The organism is Amycolatopsis sp. N2S4-7 (assembly GCF_058119595.1).
Genome location: NZ_CP172299.1, coordinates 2543375 through 2563437, shown reverse-complemented (window position 1 = coordinate 2563437; position 20063 = coordinate 2543375). Strand labels below are relative to the sequence as shown.

At 72.3% G+C, this 20063-nt stretch carries 22 protein-coding genes; 13 read left to right on the top strand and 9 right to left on the bottom strand.

Features of this window, described 5'->3' with window-relative positions:
* Positions 1-64: 64 nt before the first annotated feature.
* From ACH54P_RS11820 to ACH54P_RS11810, 3 genes are all read right to left on the bottom strand, one after another.
* Positions 65-1060 (bottom strand): hypothetical protein, encoded by a 996-nt coding sequence (locus ACH54P_RS11820; RefSeq protein ID WP_489912413.1) that lies wholly within the window; start codon positions 1058-1060, stop codon positions 65-67.
* 90 nt (positions 1061-1150) lie between these two features.
* Positions 1151-2773: a thiamine pyrophosphate-binding protein gene (locus ACH54P_RS11815; RefSeq protein ID WP_489912412.1), complete on the bottom strand. Its 1623-nt coding sequence runs from the start codon at positions 2771-2773 to the stop codon at positions 1151-1153.
* On the bottom strand, positions 2770-3543 hold the full coding sequence (locus tag ACH54P_RS11810) for a cyclase family protein (protein WP_489912411.1): 774 nt from the start codon (positions 3541-3543) through the stop codon (positions 2770-2772). The genes ACH54P_RS11815 and ACH54P_RS11810 overlap by 4 nt, the downstream gene beginning before the upstream one ends.
* Before the next feature lie 120 nt (positions 3544-3663).
* On the opposite strand from ACH54P_RS11810, the gene ACH54P_RS11805 reads away from it, so the two are divergent.
* Genes ACH54P_RS11805 through ACH54P_RS11795 form a run of 3 tightly spaced genes read left to right on the top strand, consistent with a single transcriptional unit; the run spans position 3664 to position 5945 of the window.
* On the top strand, positions 3664-4071 hold the full coding sequence (locus ACH54P_RS11805; protein ID WP_489912410.1) for a GntR family transcriptional regulator: 408 nt from the start codon (positions 3664-3666) through the stop codon (positions 4069-4071).
* A complete protein-coding gene (locus ACH54P_RS11800; protein ID WP_489912409.1) occupies positions 4072-4965 on the top strand; it encodes an ABC transporter ATP-binding protein in 894 nt (297 codons plus the stop codon). It abuts the gene before it with no gap.
* The gene (locus ACH54P_RS11795) at positions 4962-5945 is read left to right on the top strand and encodes an ABC transporter permease (protein ID WP_489912408.1); all 984 of its coding nucleotides are present in this window, start codon (positions 4962-4964) and stop codon (positions 5943-5945) included. Before ACH54P_RS11800 ends, ACH54P_RS11795 begins: the two co-directional genes overlap by 4 nt.
* A 22-nt stretch (positions 5946-5967) precedes the next feature.
* Here the strand turns inward: ACH54P_RS11795 and ACH54P_RS11790 are convergent, their stop codons facing one another.
* The gene (locus tag ACH54P_RS11790) at positions 5968-6813 is read right to left on the bottom strand and encodes an SAM-dependent methyltransferase (RefSeq protein ID WP_489912407.1); all 846 of its coding nucleotides are present in this window, start codon (positions 6811-6813) and stop codon (positions 5968-5970) included.
* 86 nt (positions 6814-6899) lie between these two features.
* A complete protein-coding gene (locus tag ACH54P_RS11785; RefSeq protein ID WP_489912406.1) occupies positions 6900-7100 on the bottom strand; it encodes a hypothetical protein in 201 nt (66 codons plus the stop codon).
* Positions 7101-7309: 209 nt separating this feature from the next.
* Here ACH54P_RS11785 and ACH54P_RS11780 point away from each other — a divergent pair, with 209 nt between their 5' ends.
* Positions 7310-8044: a sugar phosphate isomerase/epimerase family protein gene (locus ACH54P_RS11780; RefSeq protein WP_489912405.1), complete on the top strand. Its 735-nt coding sequence runs from the start codon at positions 7310-7312 to the stop codon at positions 8042-8044.
* Entirely contained in the window at positions 8041-9141 is a 1101-nt protein-coding gene (locus ACH54P_RS11775; protein WP_489912404.1) for a Gfo/Idh/MocA family protein, read from the top strand. Before ACH54P_RS11780 ends, ACH54P_RS11775 begins: the two co-directional genes overlap by 4 nt.
* Here ACH54P_RS11775 and ACH54P_RS11770 read toward each other — a convergent pair.
* The gene (locus ACH54P_RS11770; RefSeq protein WP_489912403.1) at positions 9138-9725 is read right to left on the bottom strand and encodes a TetR/AcrR family transcriptional regulator; all 588 of its coding nucleotides are present in this window, start codon (positions 9723-9725) and stop codon (positions 9138-9140) included. The two genes, ACH54P_RS11775 and ACH54P_RS11770, sit on opposite strands and share 4 nt — an antisense overlap.
* Before the next feature lie 123 nt (positions 9726-9848).
* On the opposite strand from ACH54P_RS11770, the gene ACH54P_RS11765 reads away from it, so the two are divergent.
* The 8 genes from ACH54P_RS11765 (at position 9849) to ACH54P_RS11730 (ending at position 17758) form a co-directional block, all read left to right on the top strand.
* The gene (locus tag ACH54P_RS11765) at positions 9849-10631 is read left to right on the top strand and encodes a DeoR/GlpR family DNA-binding transcription regulator (RefSeq protein ID WP_489912402.1); all 783 of its coding nucleotides are present in this window, start codon (positions 9849-9851) and stop codon (positions 10629-10631) included.
* On the top strand, positions 10628-11818 hold the full coding sequence (locus ACH54P_RS11760; RefSeq protein ID WP_489912401.1) for an MFS transporter: 1191 nt from the start codon (positions 10628-10630) through the stop codon (positions 11816-11818). Before ACH54P_RS11765 ends, ACH54P_RS11760 begins: the two co-directional genes overlap by 4 nt.
* Positions 11819-12319: 501 nt before the next feature.
* Positions 12320-13216 carry an ABC transporter ATP-binding protein gene (locus ACH54P_RS11755; RefSeq protein ID WP_489912400.1) on the top strand — a complete coding sequence of 299 codons (897 nt, stop codon included), beginning with the start codon at positions 12320-12322 and terminating at the stop codon, positions 13214-13216.
* Positions 13200-13958 carry an ABC transporter permease gene (locus ACH54P_RS11750; protein ID WP_489912399.1) on the top strand — a complete coding sequence of 253 codons (759 nt, stop codon included), beginning with the start codon at positions 13200-13202 and terminating at the stop codon, positions 13956-13958. Before ACH54P_RS11755 ends, ACH54P_RS11750 begins: the two co-directional genes overlap by 17 nt.
* A complete protein-coding gene (locus tag ACH54P_RS11745) occupies positions 13955-14923 on the top strand; it encodes an ABC transporter substrate-binding protein (protein WP_489912398.1) in 969 nt (322 codons plus the stop codon). Before ACH54P_RS11750 ends, ACH54P_RS11745 begins: the two co-directional genes overlap by 4 nt.
* On the top strand, positions 14920-15624 hold the full coding sequence (locus ACH54P_RS11740) for an isochorismatase family protein (protein WP_489912397.1): 705 nt from the start codon (positions 14920-14922) through the stop codon (positions 15622-15624). Before ACH54P_RS11745 ends, ACH54P_RS11740 begins: the two co-directional genes overlap by 4 nt.
* Complete coding sequence (locus ACH54P_RS11735; RefSeq protein WP_489912396.1) at positions 15621-17045, top strand: UbiD family decarboxylase; 1425 nt, start codon at positions 15621-15623, stop codon at positions 17043-17045. Before ACH54P_RS11740 ends, ACH54P_RS11735 begins: the two co-directional genes overlap by 4 nt.
* Entirely contained in the window at positions 17045-17758 is a 714-nt protein-coding gene (locus tag ACH54P_RS11730; protein ID WP_489912395.1) for a GntR family transcriptional regulator, read from the top strand. The genes ACH54P_RS11735 and ACH54P_RS11730 overlap by 1 nt, the downstream gene beginning before the upstream one ends.
* A gap of 1 nt (position 17759) precedes the next feature.
* Here the strand turns inward: ACH54P_RS11730 and ACH54P_RS11725 are convergent, their stop codons facing one another.
* Genes ACH54P_RS11725 through ACH54P_RS11715 form a run of 3 tightly spaced genes read right to left on the bottom strand, consistent with a single transcriptional unit; the run spans position 17760 to position 20014 of the window.
* On the bottom strand, positions 17760-18473 hold the full coding sequence (locus ACH54P_RS11725) for a GntR family transcriptional regulator (RefSeq protein ID WP_489916394.1): 714 nt from the start codon (positions 18471-18473) through the stop codon (positions 17760-17762).
* Between the two features lie 2 nt (positions 18474-18475).
* Positions 18476-19390 carry a LysR family transcriptional regulator gene (locus tag ACH54P_RS11720; protein WP_489912394.1) on the bottom strand — a complete coding sequence of 305 codons (915 nt, stop codon included), beginning with the start codon at positions 19388-19390 and terminating at the stop codon, positions 18476-18478.
* A gap of 12 nt (positions 19391-19402) precedes the next feature.
* Positions 19403-20014 (bottom strand): UbiX family flavin prenyltransferase, encoded by a 612-nt coding sequence (locus ACH54P_RS11715; RefSeq protein WP_489912393.1) that lies wholly within the window; start codon positions 20012-20014, stop codon positions 19403-19405.
* Positions 20015-20063: the final 49 nt, after the last annotated feature.

Sequence of the window (20063 nt, the reverse complement as noted above, 5' to 3'; positions counted from 1 at the left end):
CGCCGCCGACCTCCCGGACCGAAGCTGCCGGGCAAACGAGACCTGGCCACCACCCGGCGGAGCCTCAGCCCCGCAGCAGAACTCCGGACCTGCGCTCTCGCTCGAAGAACGTCTCCGGCCACTCGAGCGAGTCCGGTGGCGCCTCCAAAGCCGTAGCCCGGCGGCGCAGCTCGGCCAGATAATCCGTATCCAGCACAGCCCGGGCCGACAAAGGCTCCCGCAGCAGCGAATCAGCCGGACCTTCGTACAGGTACGCGTCCACGCCCGGATACCCCAGCGTCCCCGGCGGGTAGTCGCGGTTCGTCGGGAAGTACGTCGTCGGCAGGGTACCCAGCCAAGACCCTGCGACCGGAACCAAAGCAGGCCACGAACCCAGCCGCTGTTCGAGGCGCGCGTTGTCCGCCGCGAAGCCTCGGTGGTCCGCGATGACGTACGCCGCGCCTGGGTACTCGCGCTCCAGCTGGGCCACCGCGCCGCTGCCGCCGTTGTGGGTCAGGTGGCCCAGGCCGAACAGCATCAACGCCTTGCGGTGCTTCTGCAGCACCTGCGTCTTCACCACCGAAACGATCGACGCGTCCCGGTCGAGGAACGGCTCCAGGTCCGCCGGCGCGTGGACGCGGCTCCAGTCGACCGGGGGATCGGACGCCAGCACCCGGACCTTGCGGGCGGCAGGCAGCCCCCCATCAACCTGCCGCACCAGGGCGAAAAGCTGTTCGTAGAACGTCGAAAACCCGCAGCTCGGCTGGGTCGTCTCGCGCCACACGCGGCCGATGTCGGGGACGTCGCCACCGAACACGTAACTGTCCAGGAGCGGCTGCAACCGCGCATTCCCGCACTCCACGGCGATGTCGTTCACCCGGCCCGGGAAGCGCGGGTCGCGGACGAGGTCGAACACGAACGGCCCGACGTCCGGGCTGGACTTCGCGACGATCGGATGGTCGTCGAACGCGGCGAGCAGCGCGCCCGCGGGATCGGGTGGGCGGGGCTGGCCCGCGTCGGCCGGGGCGGCCACCAGGGTGGCGGCCGCGAGCACGGCCAGGACCGTACGAAAGAGGCGCATGACAACTCCGGAAGTAGTTCCCCCATTGTCCTACGACTATAGGACAACTAGGTCAGCATCCAGTCCGCTCCGGGTGCTGTCAAGGCCGGATCAGTGCCGGAACGCCTCCGCGAGCCACCACGAGCCGCCGTCGTCGGCGATCTTCGCGTCGATCACCAGGGGTGCCGTGCGGGGACCCGCGAGCCACTCCCGCACCGCGAAGAGGTCTTCGGGCGATCGCACGGTGACGCCGGCGCAGCCGAAGCCGCGGCCGATGGCGGCCAGGTCGGAATCGGGGAACCGGACCGTCGACATGTCCGCGTCGCCGAAGTGGTGGACCTCCGCGCCGTACGCGGCGTCGTTGTAGACGATCACCACCAGCGGCAGCTTCAGCCGGACCGCGGTGTCCAGTTCGGACAGTGCCATGTGGAACCCGCCGTCGCCGGTACCCAGGACCGGCAGGCGGTCCGGGCGGGCGAGCGCCGCGCCGATCGCCGTGCCCAGGCCCAGCCCGATGCTCTGGAACGCCTGGGTGAAGCAGAACCCCTGCTCGTCGGGCACCGAGAGGTACGCGCTCGGATAACCCATGAAGTTGCCCGAGTCGATCGAGACGATCCGCTCGGCAGGCAACACCGAATCCAGGAGCTTGCTGAGCGTCCGCGGGTCGATCCGGCCGCCGCGGGTGAGGTCGTCGTGCTCGACGTCGTTCCAGCGCCCGGCCGCGATCCGGGCCGCGACGTCCTCCGTGCGGTACCCCGGCCGCTCCTTCGCCAAGGCCAGCACGTCCGAGGCGGTGCACGCGACGTCGCCGACGACGCCGAGGTCGATCGGGCGGTGCGCGCCGAGCGCCGCCTGCTCGAGGTCGACCTGCGCGAGCTTCGCGTGCGGGCTGAGCAGCTTGCCGTGCCGGGTGGTCCACATGTTCAGCGCGCAACCCCAGCCGACGACCAGGTCGGCGCCCACGATCAGCTCGGCGGCCGACGGCGACGCGAACCCGCCCGAAATGCCCAGCGCGAACGGGTCGCCGTGGAACAGCCCGTGCGCCACGGCCGACGTCGCCAGCAGCGCGCCACAGCGCGAAGCCAGCTCCCGCAACGGTTCCCGGCTTCCCCGGGCCCCACGGCCGGCGATGAACACCGGCCGCTCGGCGGCCGCGAGGAGTTCCGCCAAGGCCGCGACCGAACCGGCGTCCGGCCGCACCGGAGCGGGCCCGGAGAGCGCCGGCAGCGTGTCCGGAAGAGACGGCGCGGGCTCGGCCTGGACATCGAGGGGCAGGTTCAGCACCACCGTCCGGCGCTCCTGCCGCGCGGTCCGGAAGGCCCGCACGGTGTCGGCGACCGCGCTCGCGGCCGAGTGGACGCGCTCGGGCACCGCGCCGACCGCCGCGGCCAGGCCGTCCTGGTCGACGCGGAAGTTGGACAGCACCGACGCGCCCGCGGAGTCGGCGGTGAGCACGAGCATCGGCGTGCGGCTCTTGGCCGCCTCGGTGATGCCGGTCATCGCGTTGGTCAGCCCGCAGCCCTGGTGCAGCGACAGCACCGAAACCTTCCCGCTGATCCGGGCGTAGGCGTCGGCCATGCTCGCCGCGCCGCCCTCGTGGCGGGCGGCGACGAACCGGACGCCGCCCGCCCGCAGCGCGTTGGTCACCTCGAAGTTGCCGCTGCCGACCACGCCGAACGCCGTGCCGGCCCCGAGGCCGGCCAGCGTCCGGCCGACGAGTTCGGCGACGTTCACCGCTCCACCAGGGCCAGTACGCGCGCGGGGCTGCCGGAGCCGCCGACGATCGGCAGCGGCGAGACCACCAGCAGCGTCCCGGTCGGCGGCAGCGACGCCAGGTTCCGCAGCTGCGTCAAGCCGTGCTTCCCGGCGCCCAGCAGGAGTTCGTGGCACGGGAACATCGGCTCGAGCCCGGGCGCCTGGCCCGCGTCGGTGCCGACGGTCTCCACGCCGAGCCCGGTGATCGGCGTTTCCTCGGCGAGCCAGCGCGCGCACTCGGGCGCGACGCCGGGGGAGTGCGAGCCCGACTCGTCGGCGTTGAGGAACTCGGCCTGGTCGTGGCTGCGCGCGTCCCAGCCGGTGCGGTAGAGCAGCCAGCCGCCGTCGGGCAGCGGCCCGTGCTCGGCCGTCCACGCGCGGACGTCGTCGACCGAGAGCAGGAAATCCGGGTCCTGCGCAGCCTGAGCGGAGAAGTCCAGCACGACCGCGGGCGCCACGAGGGTCTTCAGCGGCACCTGCGAGACGTCGTGGCCGTCCTTTCCGGACACCCAGTGCACGGGGACGTCGAGGTGGGTGCCGGTGTGCTCGCCGGTGTGGATGTCGTTCCAGTACCAGCGCGGGCCGCGCTCGTCGTAGCGGCTGATCTCCTCCAGCCGGAACGGGATCGTGTTGGCGAACGGCTCGGGCAGCTGCAGGATCGGCGTGCTCGAGCTCAGGGGAGCGGTGAGGTCGACGATCTCGATCGACCCCGCGGTGATCGCCTTGCTCAGCCCGTCCAACAACGACATGCCTGCCTCCCGGTGCCGGTGTGCGTCTCGATCGAGACCTTATGCCCGCGGGCCCGTCCTTGACAGCCGAGCGCCGGGAGGTGTTGTCTTAATGTCGTAGGACAATAGGAGGGTGGCGGGGTGATCGAGTTCGTCCTGGACGGCCGCTCCCGGGTCGCGACGTACATGCAGCTCGTCGTGCAGGTGAAGCAGGCGCTGCGGGTCGGCCTGCTGCGCCCCGGGGACCAGTTGCCGAAGGTGCGGGAAGTGGCCCAGGCACTGGCGATCAACCCGAACACCGTGCTCAAGGCCTATCGCGAGCTGGTGCTGGAGGGGCTCGCCGAAGGCAAGCCGGGGGTGGGCACGTTCGTCACCGGCAGCCTGGCGGGGCCGTCGCTGGGCAACCAGGCGCAGCTGCGCGACGAGCTGGTGGCCTGGCTGGAGCGCGCCGAAGCAGCGGGGATGTCACCCGACGACATCGCCGCACTGATCGAGACCACGTTGCGCGGCACCCCGGTGCCGCACGACCTTGTGCAGGGGAGTTCCTGAATGGAGCTGGCGGTTGAAGCCCGGGCGCTGGGCAAGCGGTACGGGCGCACCTGGGCGTTGCAGGACTGCGCGCTGGAGGTGCCTGCCGGGCGGATCGCCGCGCTGGTGGGGCCGAACGGCGCGGGCAAGACGACGTTGCTGCACCTGGCCGTCGGGCTGCTGCGGCCCGACGCGGGGGAGGTGCGCGTGTTCGGCCGCGACCCGCGGGCCGGCACCTCGGTGCTCGCCGACATCGGGTTCGTCGCCCAGGACACCCCGGTGTACCGCGACTTCACCGCGGCCGAGCTGATCACCATGGGCGGCAAGCTGAACCGCGCGCGCTGGGACGCCGCGCTGGCCCGCGAGCGGCTCGCCATGCTCGGCATCCCGCCGGACAAGCCGGCGGGTAAGCTCTCCGGCGGCCAGCGGGCGCAGGTCGCGCTGGCGCTCGCCCTGGCCAAGCGCCCGCGGCTGCTGCTGCTCGACGAGCCCATCGCGAGCCTGGACCCCCTGGCCCGCCGCGAGTTCATGCAGGCGCTGATGGGCGCGGTGGCCGAGAGCGAGACGACCGTGCTGCTGTCCTCGCACCTGCTCGCCGACCTCGAACGCAGCTGCGACTACCTCATCGTCCTGCAGACGTCCCGCGTCCAGCTGACCGGACCGGTCGACGAGCTCCTCGACACCCACCGCACGCTCGTCGGCCCGCGGACCGGGAGCGAGCCCGTCGCCGGCGTCGCGAAGGTGGTCCGCGCCAGCCACACCGAACGCCAGTCGACGCTGCTGGTCCGGCGCGACGCCGGGCCGGTCGATCCCTTGTGGACGGAGCACGAAGTGACCCTCGAAGACGTCGTCCTGGCGTACCTGGCCGAAGCCGGCACCCGCGTGAGCGCGGCCGCCTGGGGGGTGCCGGCATGATCTGGCTGACCTGGCGCCAGCACCGCAAGCAGGCGCTGTTCACCCTCGTCGTCCTCGGCGTGGTCGCCGCGATCATGGTCCCGACGGGACTGGCGATGCACGCGAAGTACGACAGCCTCGGCCTGGCCGCCTGCCGGGCCGCGCTCGGCAGCGGGTCGATGATCACGCAGACCGAGGCCGTGGCGCAGTGCGAGAGCCTCGGCCACCAGTTCCAGCGGCAGTTCAACGGCCTGACGTTCGTCGCCGTCCTGTTCGTCATCCTGCCGGTGCTGGTCGGCGTGTTCTTCGGCGCGCCGCTGGTGGCCCGCGAGGTCGAGCAGGGCACCCACCGTCTGGTGTGGACGCAGGGCGTCAGCCGCCTGCGCTGGGCGCTGGCGAAGTTCGGCCTGGTCGGCGCGATCACCGCGGTGCTGGCGGTCGGCTACGCGCTGGGTGTGTCGTGGTGGTTCCAGCCGCTGGTCTCGGCGAGCACCGGCCGGCTGACGTACCTCTCCTTCGACGTCCAGGGCGTCGTCCCGATCGCGTACACGCTGTTCGCGCTGGCGCTGGGGGTGTTCGCGGGGACGTACTGGCGCAAGGTGCTGCCCGCCATGGGCATCGCGCTGGTCGGGTACGCGGCGGTCCGCCTCGCGATCGAGGTCCTCGCCCGGCCGCGGTACCTGCCGGCGCAGACGGTCTCGTTCTCACCGACGGGCAGGCAAACACCGAACCCGGCGTCCGGCGACTGGGTGATGGCGCAGGGCGTCCGCAACGCGGCGGGGGAGATGGTGCTGCCGGATGCCCAGATCGGCCCTTGCCCGGCCGGCGGCTGCGGCGGCGGGCCGGGGGGCGGCCAGGCGGGACCCGGGGCGTACAACTGGCTGCAGTACCAGCCGGGCGACCGGTTCTGGACGTTCCAGGGCATCGAAACCGGGATCTTCGTGCTGCTGACGGCCGCGCTGGTCTTCTTCGCGCTCCGCCGCCTGCGGACCATCGCCTGACCGGTTCGACGGGGACAGCCGGCTAGGGCTTGACGCCGACGATCCCCGCGACGCAGCGGGCCGAGCCGGACAGCGGAGTCAGCCGGGGACCGTCCGGCCACCACTCGTCGCACACGGCGACGCCCGGCTCGGAGAGGGCGTTCGGCTTGAGGATGTCGAGGCCCGGCAGCATCGCCTCGATCTCGGCGCGCGTGCGGAACCGGCCGGCCCCGAGCGGGCCCTGGACCAGGATCTGCTCGATGCGCTTCGCGATCGCGGTCAGCTCCGGGACCTCGGGGTCGAAGAAGTGCGACAGCACCACGTACGAGCCGGGGGCGAGCGCGTCGATGTACTCGCGCATGACGTCGATCGCGCCGTCGCCTTCGTAGTGGTGCATCGTGCCGACGTGCAGCAGCGCGACCGGCTCGGAGAAGTCGACGTGCCGCAGCACCTCGTCGTTGTCCAGGACCTGCCGCGGTTCGAAGATGTCCGCTTCGACCATGTGCGTGAAGTCGTTCTCGACGAGCAGCGCCCGGCCGTGCGCGAGCACCACCGGGTCGTTGTCGACGTAGACGACCGTGTTGTCCTTGTCGATGCGCTGCACGATCTGGTGCGTGTTCTCCGCCGTCGGCAGCCCGGACCCGCAGTCGACGTACTGCCGGATCCCGGTCTGGTTCGCCAGCATGCGCAGCGCGCGGTTGTGGAAACCGCGGTTGCCGCGCGCGATGTCGACCGCTTCCGGGACCGCGGCGCGGATCTTCTCCATCACCAGGCGGTCGACCTCGTAGAAGTTGTGGCCGCCGAGGAACCCGTCGTAGATCCGCGCGATGCTGGGGCGCTCGGGGTCGACTCCCACCGGCGTCTGGCTCGGCGACAGGGCCTCGGACATGGGCGACCTCGCAGGACTTCGGCGGGTGGCTTGGGGGCACCCAGCGTAGTAGGTCGCGTCCGGGCGGTAAACGCGAGGTCGCTCGTTCAGCCGCTCGGGCGAAGCCGCTGGTCGGGGATCTCGTCGTAGGCGCCGAGGCGCTGGGCGCGCTCGCGGCGCAGCCGCGCCAGGTGCTGCTCGATCCGGCGGTCGAGGTCGCGCGCGGCCTCGGACAGTTCCGTCAGGTCGCGACGGGACGCCGGGTGCGCGACGGCCCCCGTGTCCACTTCGTCCCCTGCCCTGTCCACTCCCGGCACCTCCCGGATCGGCCCTGGCCCTGCCCTTCTTGGCGTTACTGCCCCAACGGCCGCCCGCCAAAACAACCCGGGACGTGAGTCCGGGCACGCCGCCGTCCGGTGGACCCCGGCGGGAAAGTCCTGGTGTCAATTTTGACCAAGTGGTAGAAATTTGGGAAAGCCGTGGCGGGCGGCCGCCACCGTGAACTCAGGAGCTGGGGATGAGCGTGCTTTCCGTGCAGCTGTATTCGGTCCGCGACGCCTTCGCGGCCGATCCCGCCGACACCCTGCGGCGGCTCGCCGCGATCGGCTTCACGCAGGTCGAGCCGTACGGCGTCGTCGAAAACGCCGACGCGCTGCGGGCCGGGCTGCCGGCCAACGGCCTGACCGCGCCGACCGCGCACGCCCGGCTGATCGGGGCCGACCAGCCCGCCGTGTTCGCGGCGGCGGCCGAGCTGGGCATCGGCCTGGTGATCGACCCGCTGGTCAAGCCCGAGCAGTGGCAGGACACGGCCGACATCGCCGCGACGGCCGACGCGCTCAACGCCGCCGCCAAGCTCGCGGCCGAGCACGGTGTCGGCGTCGGCTACCACAACCACTGGTGGGAGCTCGAGTCCCGGATCGACGGCCGCAGTGCCTTCGAGGTGTTCGCCGACCAGCTCGACCCGGCCGTGGCGCTGGAGGTCGACACCTACTGGGCCACCGCGGGCGGCGAGGACGCGGCCGCCCTGCTGCGCCGGCTCGGCGACCGCGTCCGGGCCATCCACGTCAAGGACGGCGGCCTCGCCACCGACGCCACCGGCCAGGTCCCCGCTGGCCAGGGCCGGGTGCCGGTCGCCGACGTGCTCGCCGCCGCGCCGGACGCGCTGCGCGTGGTCGAGTTCGACGCCTACGACGGCGACCTCTTCGAGGCCATCGCCGCCAGCCACGCCTTCCTGACCGGCGCGGGCCGGTGACCGGCGGGCCGGTCGGCGTCGGCGTCATCGGCACCGGCGTCATCAGTGGCACCTACCTCGAGAACCTGACGAGCTTCCCGGACGTCCGCGTGGCGCGGACCGCCGACCTCGACACCGGCCGCGCGGCGGCGCGGGCCGCCGAGTACGGCGTCCCGCGCTCCGGCACGGTGGCCGAGCTGCTCGACGACCCCGAGGTCGAGCTGGTGGTCAACCTGACCCTCCCGGCCGCGCACGTCGACGTCGGTCTCGCCGCGCTCGAGGCGGGCAAGCACGTCTGGGCGGAAAAGCCGCTCGCGCTCGACCGGCAGACCGGCCGCAAGCTGCTGGACCGCGCGCGGGAGAAGGGGCTGCGCGTGGCGAGCGCGCCCGACACCGTGCTCGGCGCCTCGCTGCAGACCGCGCGCCGGGCCGTCGACGCGGGCCGGATCGGCCGTCCCCTGACCGCGCTGGCCCTGTTCCAGGTGCCCGGCCCGGAAGTGTGGCACCCGGCGCCGGAGTTCTACTTCCAGGCCGGCGGCGGGCCCCTGCTCGACATGGGCCCGTACTACCTGACGTCGCTGGTGCACCTGCTGGGCCCGGTCCGGCGCGTCACCGGGGCCGGCGGGCGGGCGCGCGACACCCGGGTCGTCGGGTCCGGGCCGCGTGCGGGGACGGAGTTCCCGGTGACGGTGACGACCACGGTCACCGCGCTCGTCGAGTTCGAAAGCGGCTCCGCCCAGCTGGTGCTGAGCTTCGATTCGGCGCTCAAGCGGGCCGGGCTGGTCGAGCTGACCGGCACGCTCGGCACCGCCGTGCTGCCGGACCCCAACCGGTTCGACGAGCCGACGACGCTGCACCTGCTCGGCCACGACGAGCCCGAAGAGCTGCCGGCGCGGGGACACGCGGCTTCGCGCGGCACCGGCGCACTGGAACTGGCGCGGGCGATCCGCGCCGGCGTGCCGGAACGCGCGTCCGGCGAGCTGGCCTACCACGTCCTCGACGCGATGCTGGCGATCGACGAGTCCCTGACCCGCGGGCAGACCGTCGAGGTCGCGAGCACCGTCGAAGTCCCGCCGCTGCTGCCGGAAGGCTGGGACCCCTACGCGAAGACCCTCTAGAGCGGGACGGTGAGCAGGTTCTGCAGATAGAAGCGCAGCGAGCCGACCAGGTCGACGTCGCCGGGCACGGTCAGCCACTGCACCTGGAGCCCGTCCATCAACGCGACGAATGTCAGCGCCGCCATGCCGGGCTCGACGCCGTCGCGCAGCTCGCCGCGGTTCGCGAGGGCTTCGAACGACTCGTGGACGCCGGCGCGGGCGGCGCGGTAGTGGCGCTCGAAGTACTCGTGCGCCGGGTGGTCCGCCGCGACCGCCTCGGCGGCGAGGCGGGAGTAGAGGTCGACGATGCCGGGGTGGCGGACGTTGTGCTCGGCCAGCGCGATGAAGTGGCGGAGGACGTCGAGCCCGGGCGGCACGGTCAGCTGCTCGCGCTCGGAGTCCTCGGCGTCCCGCCGCTCCAGCACGGCGGCGAGCAGGGCTTCCTTGGTGGGGAAGTAGTAGAAGAGACCGGCGTGCGAGATCCCGACGCGCTTGGCGATCTCGCGCAGCGACGAGCCGTGGTAGCCGAGCTCGCCGTACGCCGCGGCCGCCGCCGTGATGATGTCCTCGCGGCGGATCCGGCCCTTCAGGTAGCCCCCGGTCACGGGGTCGCGGTGGTCTCGGCGGCGTGCACGGCCCCATCATGCCGCAGCCGGTTTTCGCACAAGCGACGTGAGCGGACGAACAAACCGGTTGTGCGAACGCTCGCCGCTTGCGAGCATCGCGGGGTGAAGAGCGCGGAACGGCAGCGGATCATCGTCGAGCGGCTGCGCGACGCCGACCAGGTGGGCGTCGCCGAGCTGGCCGGCGCGACCGGCGCGTCGGAGATGACTGTGCGCCGCGACCTCGACCAGCTGGCCTCGCGGGGCGTGCTGCGGCGGGTGCACGGCGGGGCGGTCCCGGCGTCGCCGTCCGGCGTCGAACCGCCGTTCGCGGCCCGCGCGACCGCCGCGACCGCGGCGAAGCGGGCGATCGCGGCCGCGGCGGCGGAGCTGGTCCGCGACGGCGAGACGGTCGTCCTCGACAGCGGCACCACGGCGCTGGAGCTGGCGCGGCTGCTGCGCGGGCGCAAGGTCACCGTGATGCCGTTGTCCCTGCACGCGGTCCGCGAGCTGGCCGACGCCCCGGACGTCCGGCTGCTGCTGCCGGGCGGCGAGCCGCGGCCGGGGGAGCAGGCGCTGGTGGGCCCGCTGACGCTGGCTTCCCTGCGGGCGCTGCGGTTCGACGTCGCCGTGCTGAGCCCGTGCGCGTTCGACCTCGACTCGGGGCTGACCGCCTTCGACCTCGGTGACGCGGAGGTCAAGCAGCAGGCCCTCGCGGTGGCGGCGCGCACGATCGTGCTCGCCGACTCCGCCAAGTGGGGCCGCGCCGCGCTCGCCCACGTGTGCCCCGCCGACCGGGCGGACGTGGTGATCACCGACCCGGGCGCCCCCGAAGACCAGCGCGCGGCCCTGGCCGAACGCGGCGTGCTCGTGCACGTCGCCGTCCCCACCCCCACGGAGAGCCGATGACGACCGCCCCCGCCCACCCGCGCGCCGCCCGGTTCGCGACGTTCATGTTCTTCGGCCTCAACGGGTTCGCGATGGGCATGTGGGTGGTGCACATCCCGAACGTCGAGCGCGCGACGGGCATCTCGCACAGCACGCTGGGCGCGCTGCTGCTGGTGCTCGGCGGCGCGGCGTTCGCGGGCATGCAGATCTCCGGGCCGCTCGTCGACCGGCTCGGCCACCGCCGGCTGGTCCCGGCCGCCGGGGTGTTCCTCGGCCTCGCCCTGTGCGGCCCGGGGTTCGCGAACTCCTGGTGGACGCTCGGGCTCACGCTGGCCCTGTTCGGCTTCGGCAACGGCGCGATCGACGTCGGGATGAACTCCCACGCGGTCGTGGTGGAGCGGGCGTACCCGCGGCCGATCATGGCGGCCTTCCACGCGATGTGGTCGATCGGCGGCGCGATCGCCGCGGTCATCGGCGCCGCGACGCTCGGCGCGGGCGTGCCCACCGGCGTCACCCTCACCGGCACCGGCCTGCTGTGCGTGCTGCTTTCCCTGGCGTCCGCGCGGTTCCTGATGGAGCCGGCCGACGCGCCGGCCGCCGTCGCGGACACGCCCGAGCCGGCGGTCCGCCGCCGCGCGCCGGGCAAGGTGGTGTGGCTGCTCGGCCTGCTGGCGCTCGCGCTGATGCTGTCGGAGGGCGTCGCGAACGACTGGGCCGCGCTCCACATGGAGAAGGTGCTGGGCACCTCGCCGTCGACGGCGGCGTTCGCCTACGGCGCGTTCGCGGTGGCCATGACGACCGGCCGCTTCCTGACCGACCGCGTCGCGGCCTGGGCGGGCCCGGCCGCGATCGTCCGCTACGGCGCGGCACTGGCGGCGGTCGGCCTGACGACGGCCGCGGCGGCCCCGTGGGTGCCGCTTTCGCTGGTGGGCTGGGCGTTGTTCGGCCTGGGCCTTTCCGGCGGCGTCCCGCAGCTGTTCACGGCGGCGGGCAACCTGGACACCCGGGCGTCCGGCGCGCTGATGGCCCGGGTGGTCGGCCTCGGGTACGTCGGGCTGCTGGCCGGCCCGGCCCTGATCGGCGGGCTGACGCGGTGGATGCCGCTGAACGTGACGTTCGGGGTACCGGTGGTGCTGTGCGTCCTGGCGGCGGTGTTCGCCGGGGTCCTGAGCCCGAAGCCGGAACCGGTGGAGCAGCCGGTCGCCTGATTTGGTGGAGCAGCCGGTCGCCTGACCCGGCGGTCCCTCGCGCTCCTGAGGCGAGGGAAGAGCGTGCCGGGTCGGTGGGCCTGGCGTTCCTCTCGCGCCTGCAGTGGGTGAAGTCGCGTGCCGGGGTTGCGGGCCTGGTGTCTCGCTCGCGCCAGTGGCGGGGGAAGTTGCGTGCCGGGGTTGGCCGCCTTGGCATCCCTCGCGCCTGCGGTGGGGCGAAGTCGGGTGCCCTCGCGGCGGCCAGCCGCCGGAATTCGGCCTCGCCACCGCCCCGCGTGAAGTGGCTAGTGTCGACAGTTAGCCTCCCTCCTCCTCCTTGCCGTGCGCTTACCTTCAAGCTCCGCACCTGCGCCTTTCGTTACTCCGACTCCTTGACATTGCCTGCGTCACAGTCGCAGACTCTCCCGAAGTGTCGACACCTTGCGATCCGCAGTGCAGCCATCGGCAAGGAGGAGCGGTAGTGAACAAGCCAGCAACGCCGGACGGGGTGAGGGCGCCCTGATGTCCGTCTCGAACATCTGCCTGGACGCGAGGGACCTGCTGCTCGGGCACAAAGCCCGGCGCGGCGGCGGGTTCTCCACCGCGTGCCTGGACCTCAACCTGCAGATCCGCGACGAGGAGTTCGTGGTCATCGTCGGGCCGAGCGGCTGCGGCAAGACCACCTTCCTCGAGGCGGTGGCCGGGCTCGTCCCGGTCGCCGGCGGTGCCCTCGAACTCGGTGGCCGCCCGATCACCGGGCCCGGGCCGGAGCGGTCGCTGGTGTTCCAGCACGCCTCGCTCTACCCGTGGCGGACCGTCCTCGACAACGTCCTCTTCGGACCGCAGGTGCAGGGCAGGCTCACCGCGGAGACCCGCCAGCGGGCCGAGGAGCTGCTCGAGATCGTCGGCCTGGCCAAGGTCGCGAAGAAGTACCCGCACGAGCTGTCCGGCGGCATGCGGCAGCGCGTCAACCTGGCGCGCGCCCTGGCCACCGACCCGACCCTGCTGCTGCTCGACGAGCCGTTCGGCGCGCTCGACGCGCAGACCCGCGAGAACCTGCAGGACGAGCTGCTGCGGATCTGGCAGGCGGACGCGGTCACGAGGAAGACCGCGATGTTCGTGACCCACGACGTCAACGAGGCCGTGCTGCTCGCCGACCGCGTGCTCGTGTTCTCCCCGTCACCGGCCCACGTCGCGCTCGAGGTCGTCATCGACGTGCCTCGCCCGCGTGACGCCGCCTGGCGGCGCAGCGCCGAGTTCCTGGCCTACGGCGACAAGATCCTTTCGGCCCTCCACCACGACCCCGTCCCCACGGCTTCGGAAGACCCGGTGAGCAACCATGACCACGGCGTCACTCCCGCGCACGACACCCCCACCGGCAGTGTCGGTGAGCTCCGGCTGGGTGCAGCGACACCGTAGCGGCCTGCTCGGCACCGCCGGCATGGCGATCGTCCTGCTGCTGTGGCAGCTTTCGACGGCGCTCGGGCTCGTCGACGTCTCCTTCAGCAGCAACCCCGGGCGCATCGCGGCGGCCGAGGTGAAGCTGTTCGGCACCGGCGAGATCTACCCGGCGCTCGGCGCGACCGGCCTGGAACTGCTGTGGGGCCTCGGCATCACGTTCGTCCTCGGCATCCCGATCGGGCTCGTGCTCGGCCGGAGCAAGGTCCTGCACGACATGACCGAGCCGATGGTCAACATCCTCTACTCGGTGCCGTACGTGATGTTCCTGCCGATCATCATCTTCTGGTTCGGCATCGACAACACCTCCCGCGTGATCGTCATCGTGTGGGCGGCGATCCTGCCGCTGATCATCAACATCACCGCGGGCGTCCGGAACCTCGACAGCGACTACACGCGCGTCGCGACGGTGTTCTGCACGCCGCGGCTGAAGTTCTTCTACACCATCGCGTTGCCCGCCACGCTGCCGTACATCCTCGCGGGTGTCCGGCTGGCCGTCGGCCGCGCGCTGGTCGGCGCGATCGTCGCCGAGCTGTTCCTGGCCAGCCAGGGCCTCGGCTACTACGTGCAGACGCAGACCTCCAACTTCAACATGGACTCGGCGATGGCCGGGATCGTCCTCCTCGCCGTGCTCGCCCTGCTGCTGAACTGGGCTGTCCGGCTCGTCGAACGCCGTTTCACCCACTGGGCAGGTGCACAATGAAACTCCGGACCACGCTCGCCGTCGCGAGTCTCCTCGTCGGTCTCACCGCGTGCGGCGGCGGTGCCGGCGGCACGGTCGCCGCCGACGCGAGCGGCGCCCTGCCGGTCACCATCGGCTACACCGCGCTCGGCGCGGGCTACTCCGACCTCTACACCGCGCAGGACTACGGCATCTTCGCCAAGCACGGCCTGAACGTGAAGCTCAACCGGCTCAACGACAGCTCGCAGCTGGTCGCCGGGCTGGCCAGCAACAGCGTCCAGATCGGCGTCGGCGTCGCGGCCGACACCGCGGCGGCGATCATGAAGGGCGCCGACCTCAAGTACGTGGCGATGTCCGAGCCGCACTACAACCTGGAGATGTGGGCGAGCCCCGACGTCAAGTCGGTCGCCGACCTCAAGGGCAAGAAGGTCGCCATCACCTCGCCCGGCTCCGAAAGCGACTTCGGGCTGACCGCGCTGCTGGAGGCGAACGGCCTCAAGCGCGAGGACGTCACCGCGGTGTTCGTCAAGGGTGTCCCGGCGGAGGTGGCGGCCTTGGGCAGTGGCGCCGTCTCGGCGATCCTCACCCAGCCGCCCAACGGCACCGAGAGCCGCGAGAAGGGTGCCCACCGGCTCGCCGCGCTGTCGAACATGCCGTTCCCGCTCGGCGCGTACACCGTGCAATCGAAGTACCTGCAGAACAACCGCGAGGTCGTCAAGCGGTTCGTCGCCGCGGAAGCCGAGGCGCTGCAGTTCATCCGCGCCCACAAGGACGAGACGGTGAAGAGCATCCAGAAGTACAGCGGCGTGAAGAGCACCGAACTCGCCTCCTACGCCTACGACTTCTTCCTCGACGTGTGGGCGAAGACGCCGGTGGTCGACGAGAAGGTGATCAAGCAGGCCTTCGACGAAGCCGCGGAGAACGCGAAGACGAATCCGCCGGCGGACATCGCGAAGTACATCGACAACAGCTTCGCGACATCATGAACTTCGAAGCCGAATGGTCGAAGTACCTGACCGAACGGGACCGCGCGGTGCTCGCGGCGACGTCGTGGGCGAAGCAGGCCCCGTTCGGCCTGGGGGAGTACCCCGCCGTGCTCGTCGTCGACCTGTACTACGCGGCGCTGGGCCTGCCCCGCCAGGACATCCTCGGCGCCGTCGGGGACTGGCCCAGCGCCTGCGGCGCGGACGGCTGGGCCGCCGTCGACCGGACCATGCCGCTGCTGCGCGCGGCCCGGGACGCCGGTGCCCCGGTGGTCTACTTCCACGCGACACCGCCGGAGTACGGCCGGTGGAACCGCAAACCGGGTTCAGCGCTCACGCCGAAGTCCACAGTGGACTCGAACGCGATCGTGGCCGAAGTGGCACCGTGGGCCGGCGACCTCGTCCTGGAGAAGATCGGCCCCAGCTGCTTCCACGGCACCCCGCTCGACACCATCCTCCGGGCGGGCGGGCACGACACCCTGCTCGTGGTGGGCGAGGCCACGAGCGGGTGCGTGCGCTCGACCGTGGTCGACGCCTGCACCCGCGGCTACCGGGTCGGCGTCGTCGGCGACTGCTGTTTCGACCGGTTCGAGGCGTCGCACTGGATCGGCCTGTTCGACCTCGACCAGAAGTACGCGGACGTGCTCACCGCCGAGGCGGCGATCCGCCACCTCCGCCAGACCTCACGGAGGATCCCGGCATGACCGACTTGCGGAAGTGGCTGGCCGAAGCCGAAGCGGCCGGGGAGGTGCAGACCGTCGAGGGCGCCCACTGGGAGCTCGAGATCGGCGCGCTGTCCCAGGTCAACTACCGGCGTGGCAAGCCGAAGGCGCTGGTGTTCGACGACATCAAGGACTACGCGCGGGGGCACCGCGTGCTGTCCGGGTCGGTCAGCAACCCGCGGCTGCTCGGGTCCGTGCTCGGCCTCGGCTGGGACAACACCGACGAAGACCTCGTCGAGAAGCTCGCGGTCAAGCCGGGGGAGTGGATCGAGCGCTCCGGCGAGTTCCGCGCGGTCACCGTGGCCGACGGGCCGCTGCTGTCCCATGTGGACGACGAGATCGACCTGCTGAAGTTCCCGGTGCCGCGCTGGCACGAAGGCGACGGCGGCCGGTACATCGGCACCGGCTGCGCCGTGGTCACCCGCGACTACGACACCGGCCGGATCAACCTGGGCGCCTACCGGATGCAGGTGCAGGACGACGGCCGCTCGGTGAGCGTCAACATCGAGGCCGGCAAGCACGGTGCCCAGCACCTGCGCCGGTGGTTCGAGGCGGAGGGCCGGGCGCCGATCGCGGCGTCGCTGGGCCACCACCCGGCCTACCTCGTGGCCGCCGGTGTCGAGGTGCCCGGGGACGTCTCGGAGTACGACTACGTCGGCGCGATGGCCGGCGCCCCGGTGCGCACGGTGGCCGGGCTCGCGACCGGCCTGCCGCTGCCGCACGACGCCGAGATCGCCGTCGAAGGCTGGGTGCGGCCGGACGACAAGCGCCCGGAAGGCCCGTTCGGCGAGTGGACCGGCTACTACTCCGGCTCCCGCGACCCGATCCTCACCATCGACGTCGAAAAGGTGTACTACCGCGACAACCCGATCCTGCTCGGCGCGCCGCCGGGCAAGCCGCCGCACGACTACTCGTACATGCGCACGGTGATGAAGTCCGCGATCATCACCGACTCGCTGCGCAAGACCGGCCTGCCGGGGCTGCGGGGCGTCTGGGCGCACGAGGCGGGCGGCGGGCGGTCGCTGCTGATCGTCGCGATCGAACAGCGCTACGCGGGGCACGCGCGCCAAGCCGCGTACCTGACGTCGCAGCTGCCGAGCGCGGCGTACATGAACCGGTTCACGGTGGTCGTCGACCACGACGTCAACCCGCGTGATCTCGGCGAGGTCGTCTGGGCGATGTGCGGGCGGACCGACCCGTCGCTGGACATCGAGGTGATGAAGCGGACGTGGGGGAGCCGTGTCGACCCGCTGACGCTGCCCGGCCAGGTGGCGTTCAACAGCCGCGCGATCATCGACGCCTGCCGCCCGTTCGAGCGGCTGGGCGACTTCCCGGCGGTCGCGGAGTCCAGCCCCGAGCTGGTCGCCGAGGTGAGCCGCCGGTGGCCCGAGGTCCTGGGCTAGTGACCGTGCTGGGTCTGCCGGACCTGCCCGATCTGCGGCGGGAGCTGCTCTTCACGGCGCTGGGCGGGGTGGAGGGCAGCTCCTCGCTGGCGTTCACGATCTTCCAGGAGATCGCGGTCGGCATCGTCGAAGGGCGGCTGCCGCCGGGGCACGAGGTGAACTCGGCGGAGCTGGCCCGGCGCTTCAACACGTCGCGGACGCCGGTGCGGGAGGCGTTGCTGCTGCTCGAACGCGAGTCGCTGGTGATCGTCCCGCCGCGCCGCCGCCCGTTCGTGTCCCCGGTGGACATGGCGCAGGTGCGGGAGGTCTACGAGATCCGGGCGAGCCTGTACGCGCTGGTCAGCGAGCTGCTGGTGGCGCGCGCGTCGGACGAGGAGATCGACGGCCTGCGGCGCTGGCAGGGGCTCCTGGAGGCGGACGCGCGGGCCGGCGACGTCGACGCGTACTTCTGGCACAACGTCGGCTTCCGCAACGCCGAGGTGCGCCTGGCCAAGAACGGCGAGCTGCAGCGCCGGTTGAGCTCGCTGGGCCTGCAGATGCACCGGTTCCGCCACCTGAGCCTGTCCCTCCCGGGCCGGTTGCTGCACTCGGTGGCCGACCACGAGCGGCTGGTCAACGCCTACGCCGACCGCGACGTGGGCCTGGCGGCGGCGGTGAGCCGGTCGCTGGTGATGCGGGGCTACCGGGCGATCGAGCGCTCCGGCGGGGTGTGACTCAGTCCGCGACTTCGAGACCGGACCAGCCGGAAGCCTCGATGGAGTGCAGCCCGGTCATGATGATCGACCGGGTCAGGGCCACCGCCAGTGGTCCGTCCCGGTCGGCGTACGCCGCCAGGAGGCGCTCGTGGTCCTCGACCGAGCGGTCCAGCCGGCCGGGCTGGGACAGGCTGACGTGCCGCAGCTGCAGCGTCCGCAGGCCCAGCGACCCGAGCAGGCGGGTCAGCTGCCGGTTCCCCGCCACCTCGGCTTCGGCCTGGCGGAAGGAGACGTTGTGCCAGAAGTACGCGTCGACGTCGCCGCGGGCGGCGTCGTCGCGCAGGTGGGCCTGCCAGGAGACGAGCACCGACAGGTCGGGTGCCTGCGCCACGATCAGCTCGCTGACCAGCGCGTGCAGGGTCGCGCGGATCTCGTACAGCTCCCGCGCCTGCGACAGCGTCACCGGCGCGACCCGCGGCCGCCGCCGGGCCGGGATGTCGACCAGCCCTTCGCGCTGCAACGTCAGCAGCGCCTCCCGCACCGGGGTCCGCGAAGTGCTGAACCGGCGGGCCAGTTCGACGGAGTTGACGTCCGCGCCGGGCGGCAGCGACCCGTCGATGATCTGCCGCGCCAGGTCTTCGACGATCCGGTCGACCAGCGAGACGTCCGTGTGCCCGTCGCGCAGCATCTGGCGCAGGATGTCGCTGCCGGGCCGGTCGCCGTTGTCCGGCACGGTCAAGAGTGCTCCTCCGGGTCGGTGGTCGCTACCACCCGCAATACTTCCAGCATCTGCCGCGCGGCGGGGGGATGACTCGCCTCCAGCAGCCGCACGGCCGCGATCCGCCGCCGCGGCGCCGACGGCGCGATCGCCACCGCGACGACGTCGGGGCGCTGGGCGACGAGCGCGAGCCGCGGGGCCGCGCCGATGCCGATCCCGGCGGCGACCAGGCCCTGCACCGACAGGTAGTCCTCGGTCGCGAAGCCGATCCGCGGCTCGAACCCGGAGAGCCGGCACAGCGTCGTGAACGCCTCGTCGTAGGGCGGCCGGTGGCTGCGCACCACCCACGTCTCGCCCGCCAGCTCCCGCAGCTCCACTTCGGACTCCCCGGCGACCGGGTGGTCCAGCGGCACCAGCACGCACAGCGGGTCGTCGGCCAGGTGGACCCACTCGACGTCGGCGGGCACCGACCGCGGGTCGAAGTCGTAGTCCCAGACCAGGCCGAGGTGGATCGAGCCGTCGCGCAGGGCCGCGGTCATGTCCGACGCGTGGGCCGAGCGCAGCACGATCTTCGTCTCCGGGTAACGCCGCTGGTATTCACGCACCACGCGGGGGATGAGGTCGGCCCCGGCCGTCGGGAACGCGCCGAGCCGCACCGACGAGTGCTGCGCCTTCAGGTCCAGCATCTCCTGTTCGATGTGGGCGATCGTGCCGAGCAGGCCGGTGCTGCGCTCGGCCAGCAGCCGGCCCGCTTCGGTGAGCTCGATCCCGCGCGGGCCGCGCAGCATCAGCGGCACGCCCAGCTGCCGTTCGAGCAGCGCCATCTGCTGCGAGACCGCGGAATGCGTCATGAACAGGGCCTCGGCCGCCGCGGTGAACGAGCCGTGTTCGGCCACCGCGGAGAAGATGTGCAGCCGCCGCGCCTCGAGCAAACCGGTCCTCCGTCACCCGCGGGGGAGCAGCTCGGCCGGATCGGCCCTGGTCAGTTCGCCGTCCCACGGCTCCGGCGCCAGCTCCCATAGTCCCACCCTGGCCAGCGCGCGGCGAGCGGTGTAGTCGACCAGGTCCCCGATCGTCCGCGGGCGCGGGTAGAACGCGGGCACCGGCGGCGCGATGATCGCGCCCGCCTCGGTCACCGCGACCATCGACTTGAGGTGCCCCAGGTGCAGCGGTGTCTCGCGCACCATCAGCAGCAGCGGCCTGCCCTCCTTGAGGGTGACGTCGGCGGCGCGGCTGACCAGGTCGTCGGTGTAGCCGGTGGCGATCGCCGAGAGCGTCTTCACCGAGCACGGCGCGACCAGCATCGCCGCGACCGGGAACGAGCCGGACGCGATGGTCGCCCCGATCTCGCCCGGGCGGTAGGTGACGTCGGCGAGCTCGCGGACGTCGGCCACCGTGAGGTCGCATTCGTGGCGCAGGGTGAGGATCCCGGCCTTGGACAGCACCAGGTGCGTCCGGAACTCGGGCCGCTCGCGCAGCAGTTGCAGGATGCGCACGCCCAGGCACGCTCCGCTGGCGCCGGTGATCGCCACGACCACGTTCCGGATCTCCGTCACGATCGCCGCCTTCCTCTGTGGACTCGTCGGGTCATCGCATCACGAACGC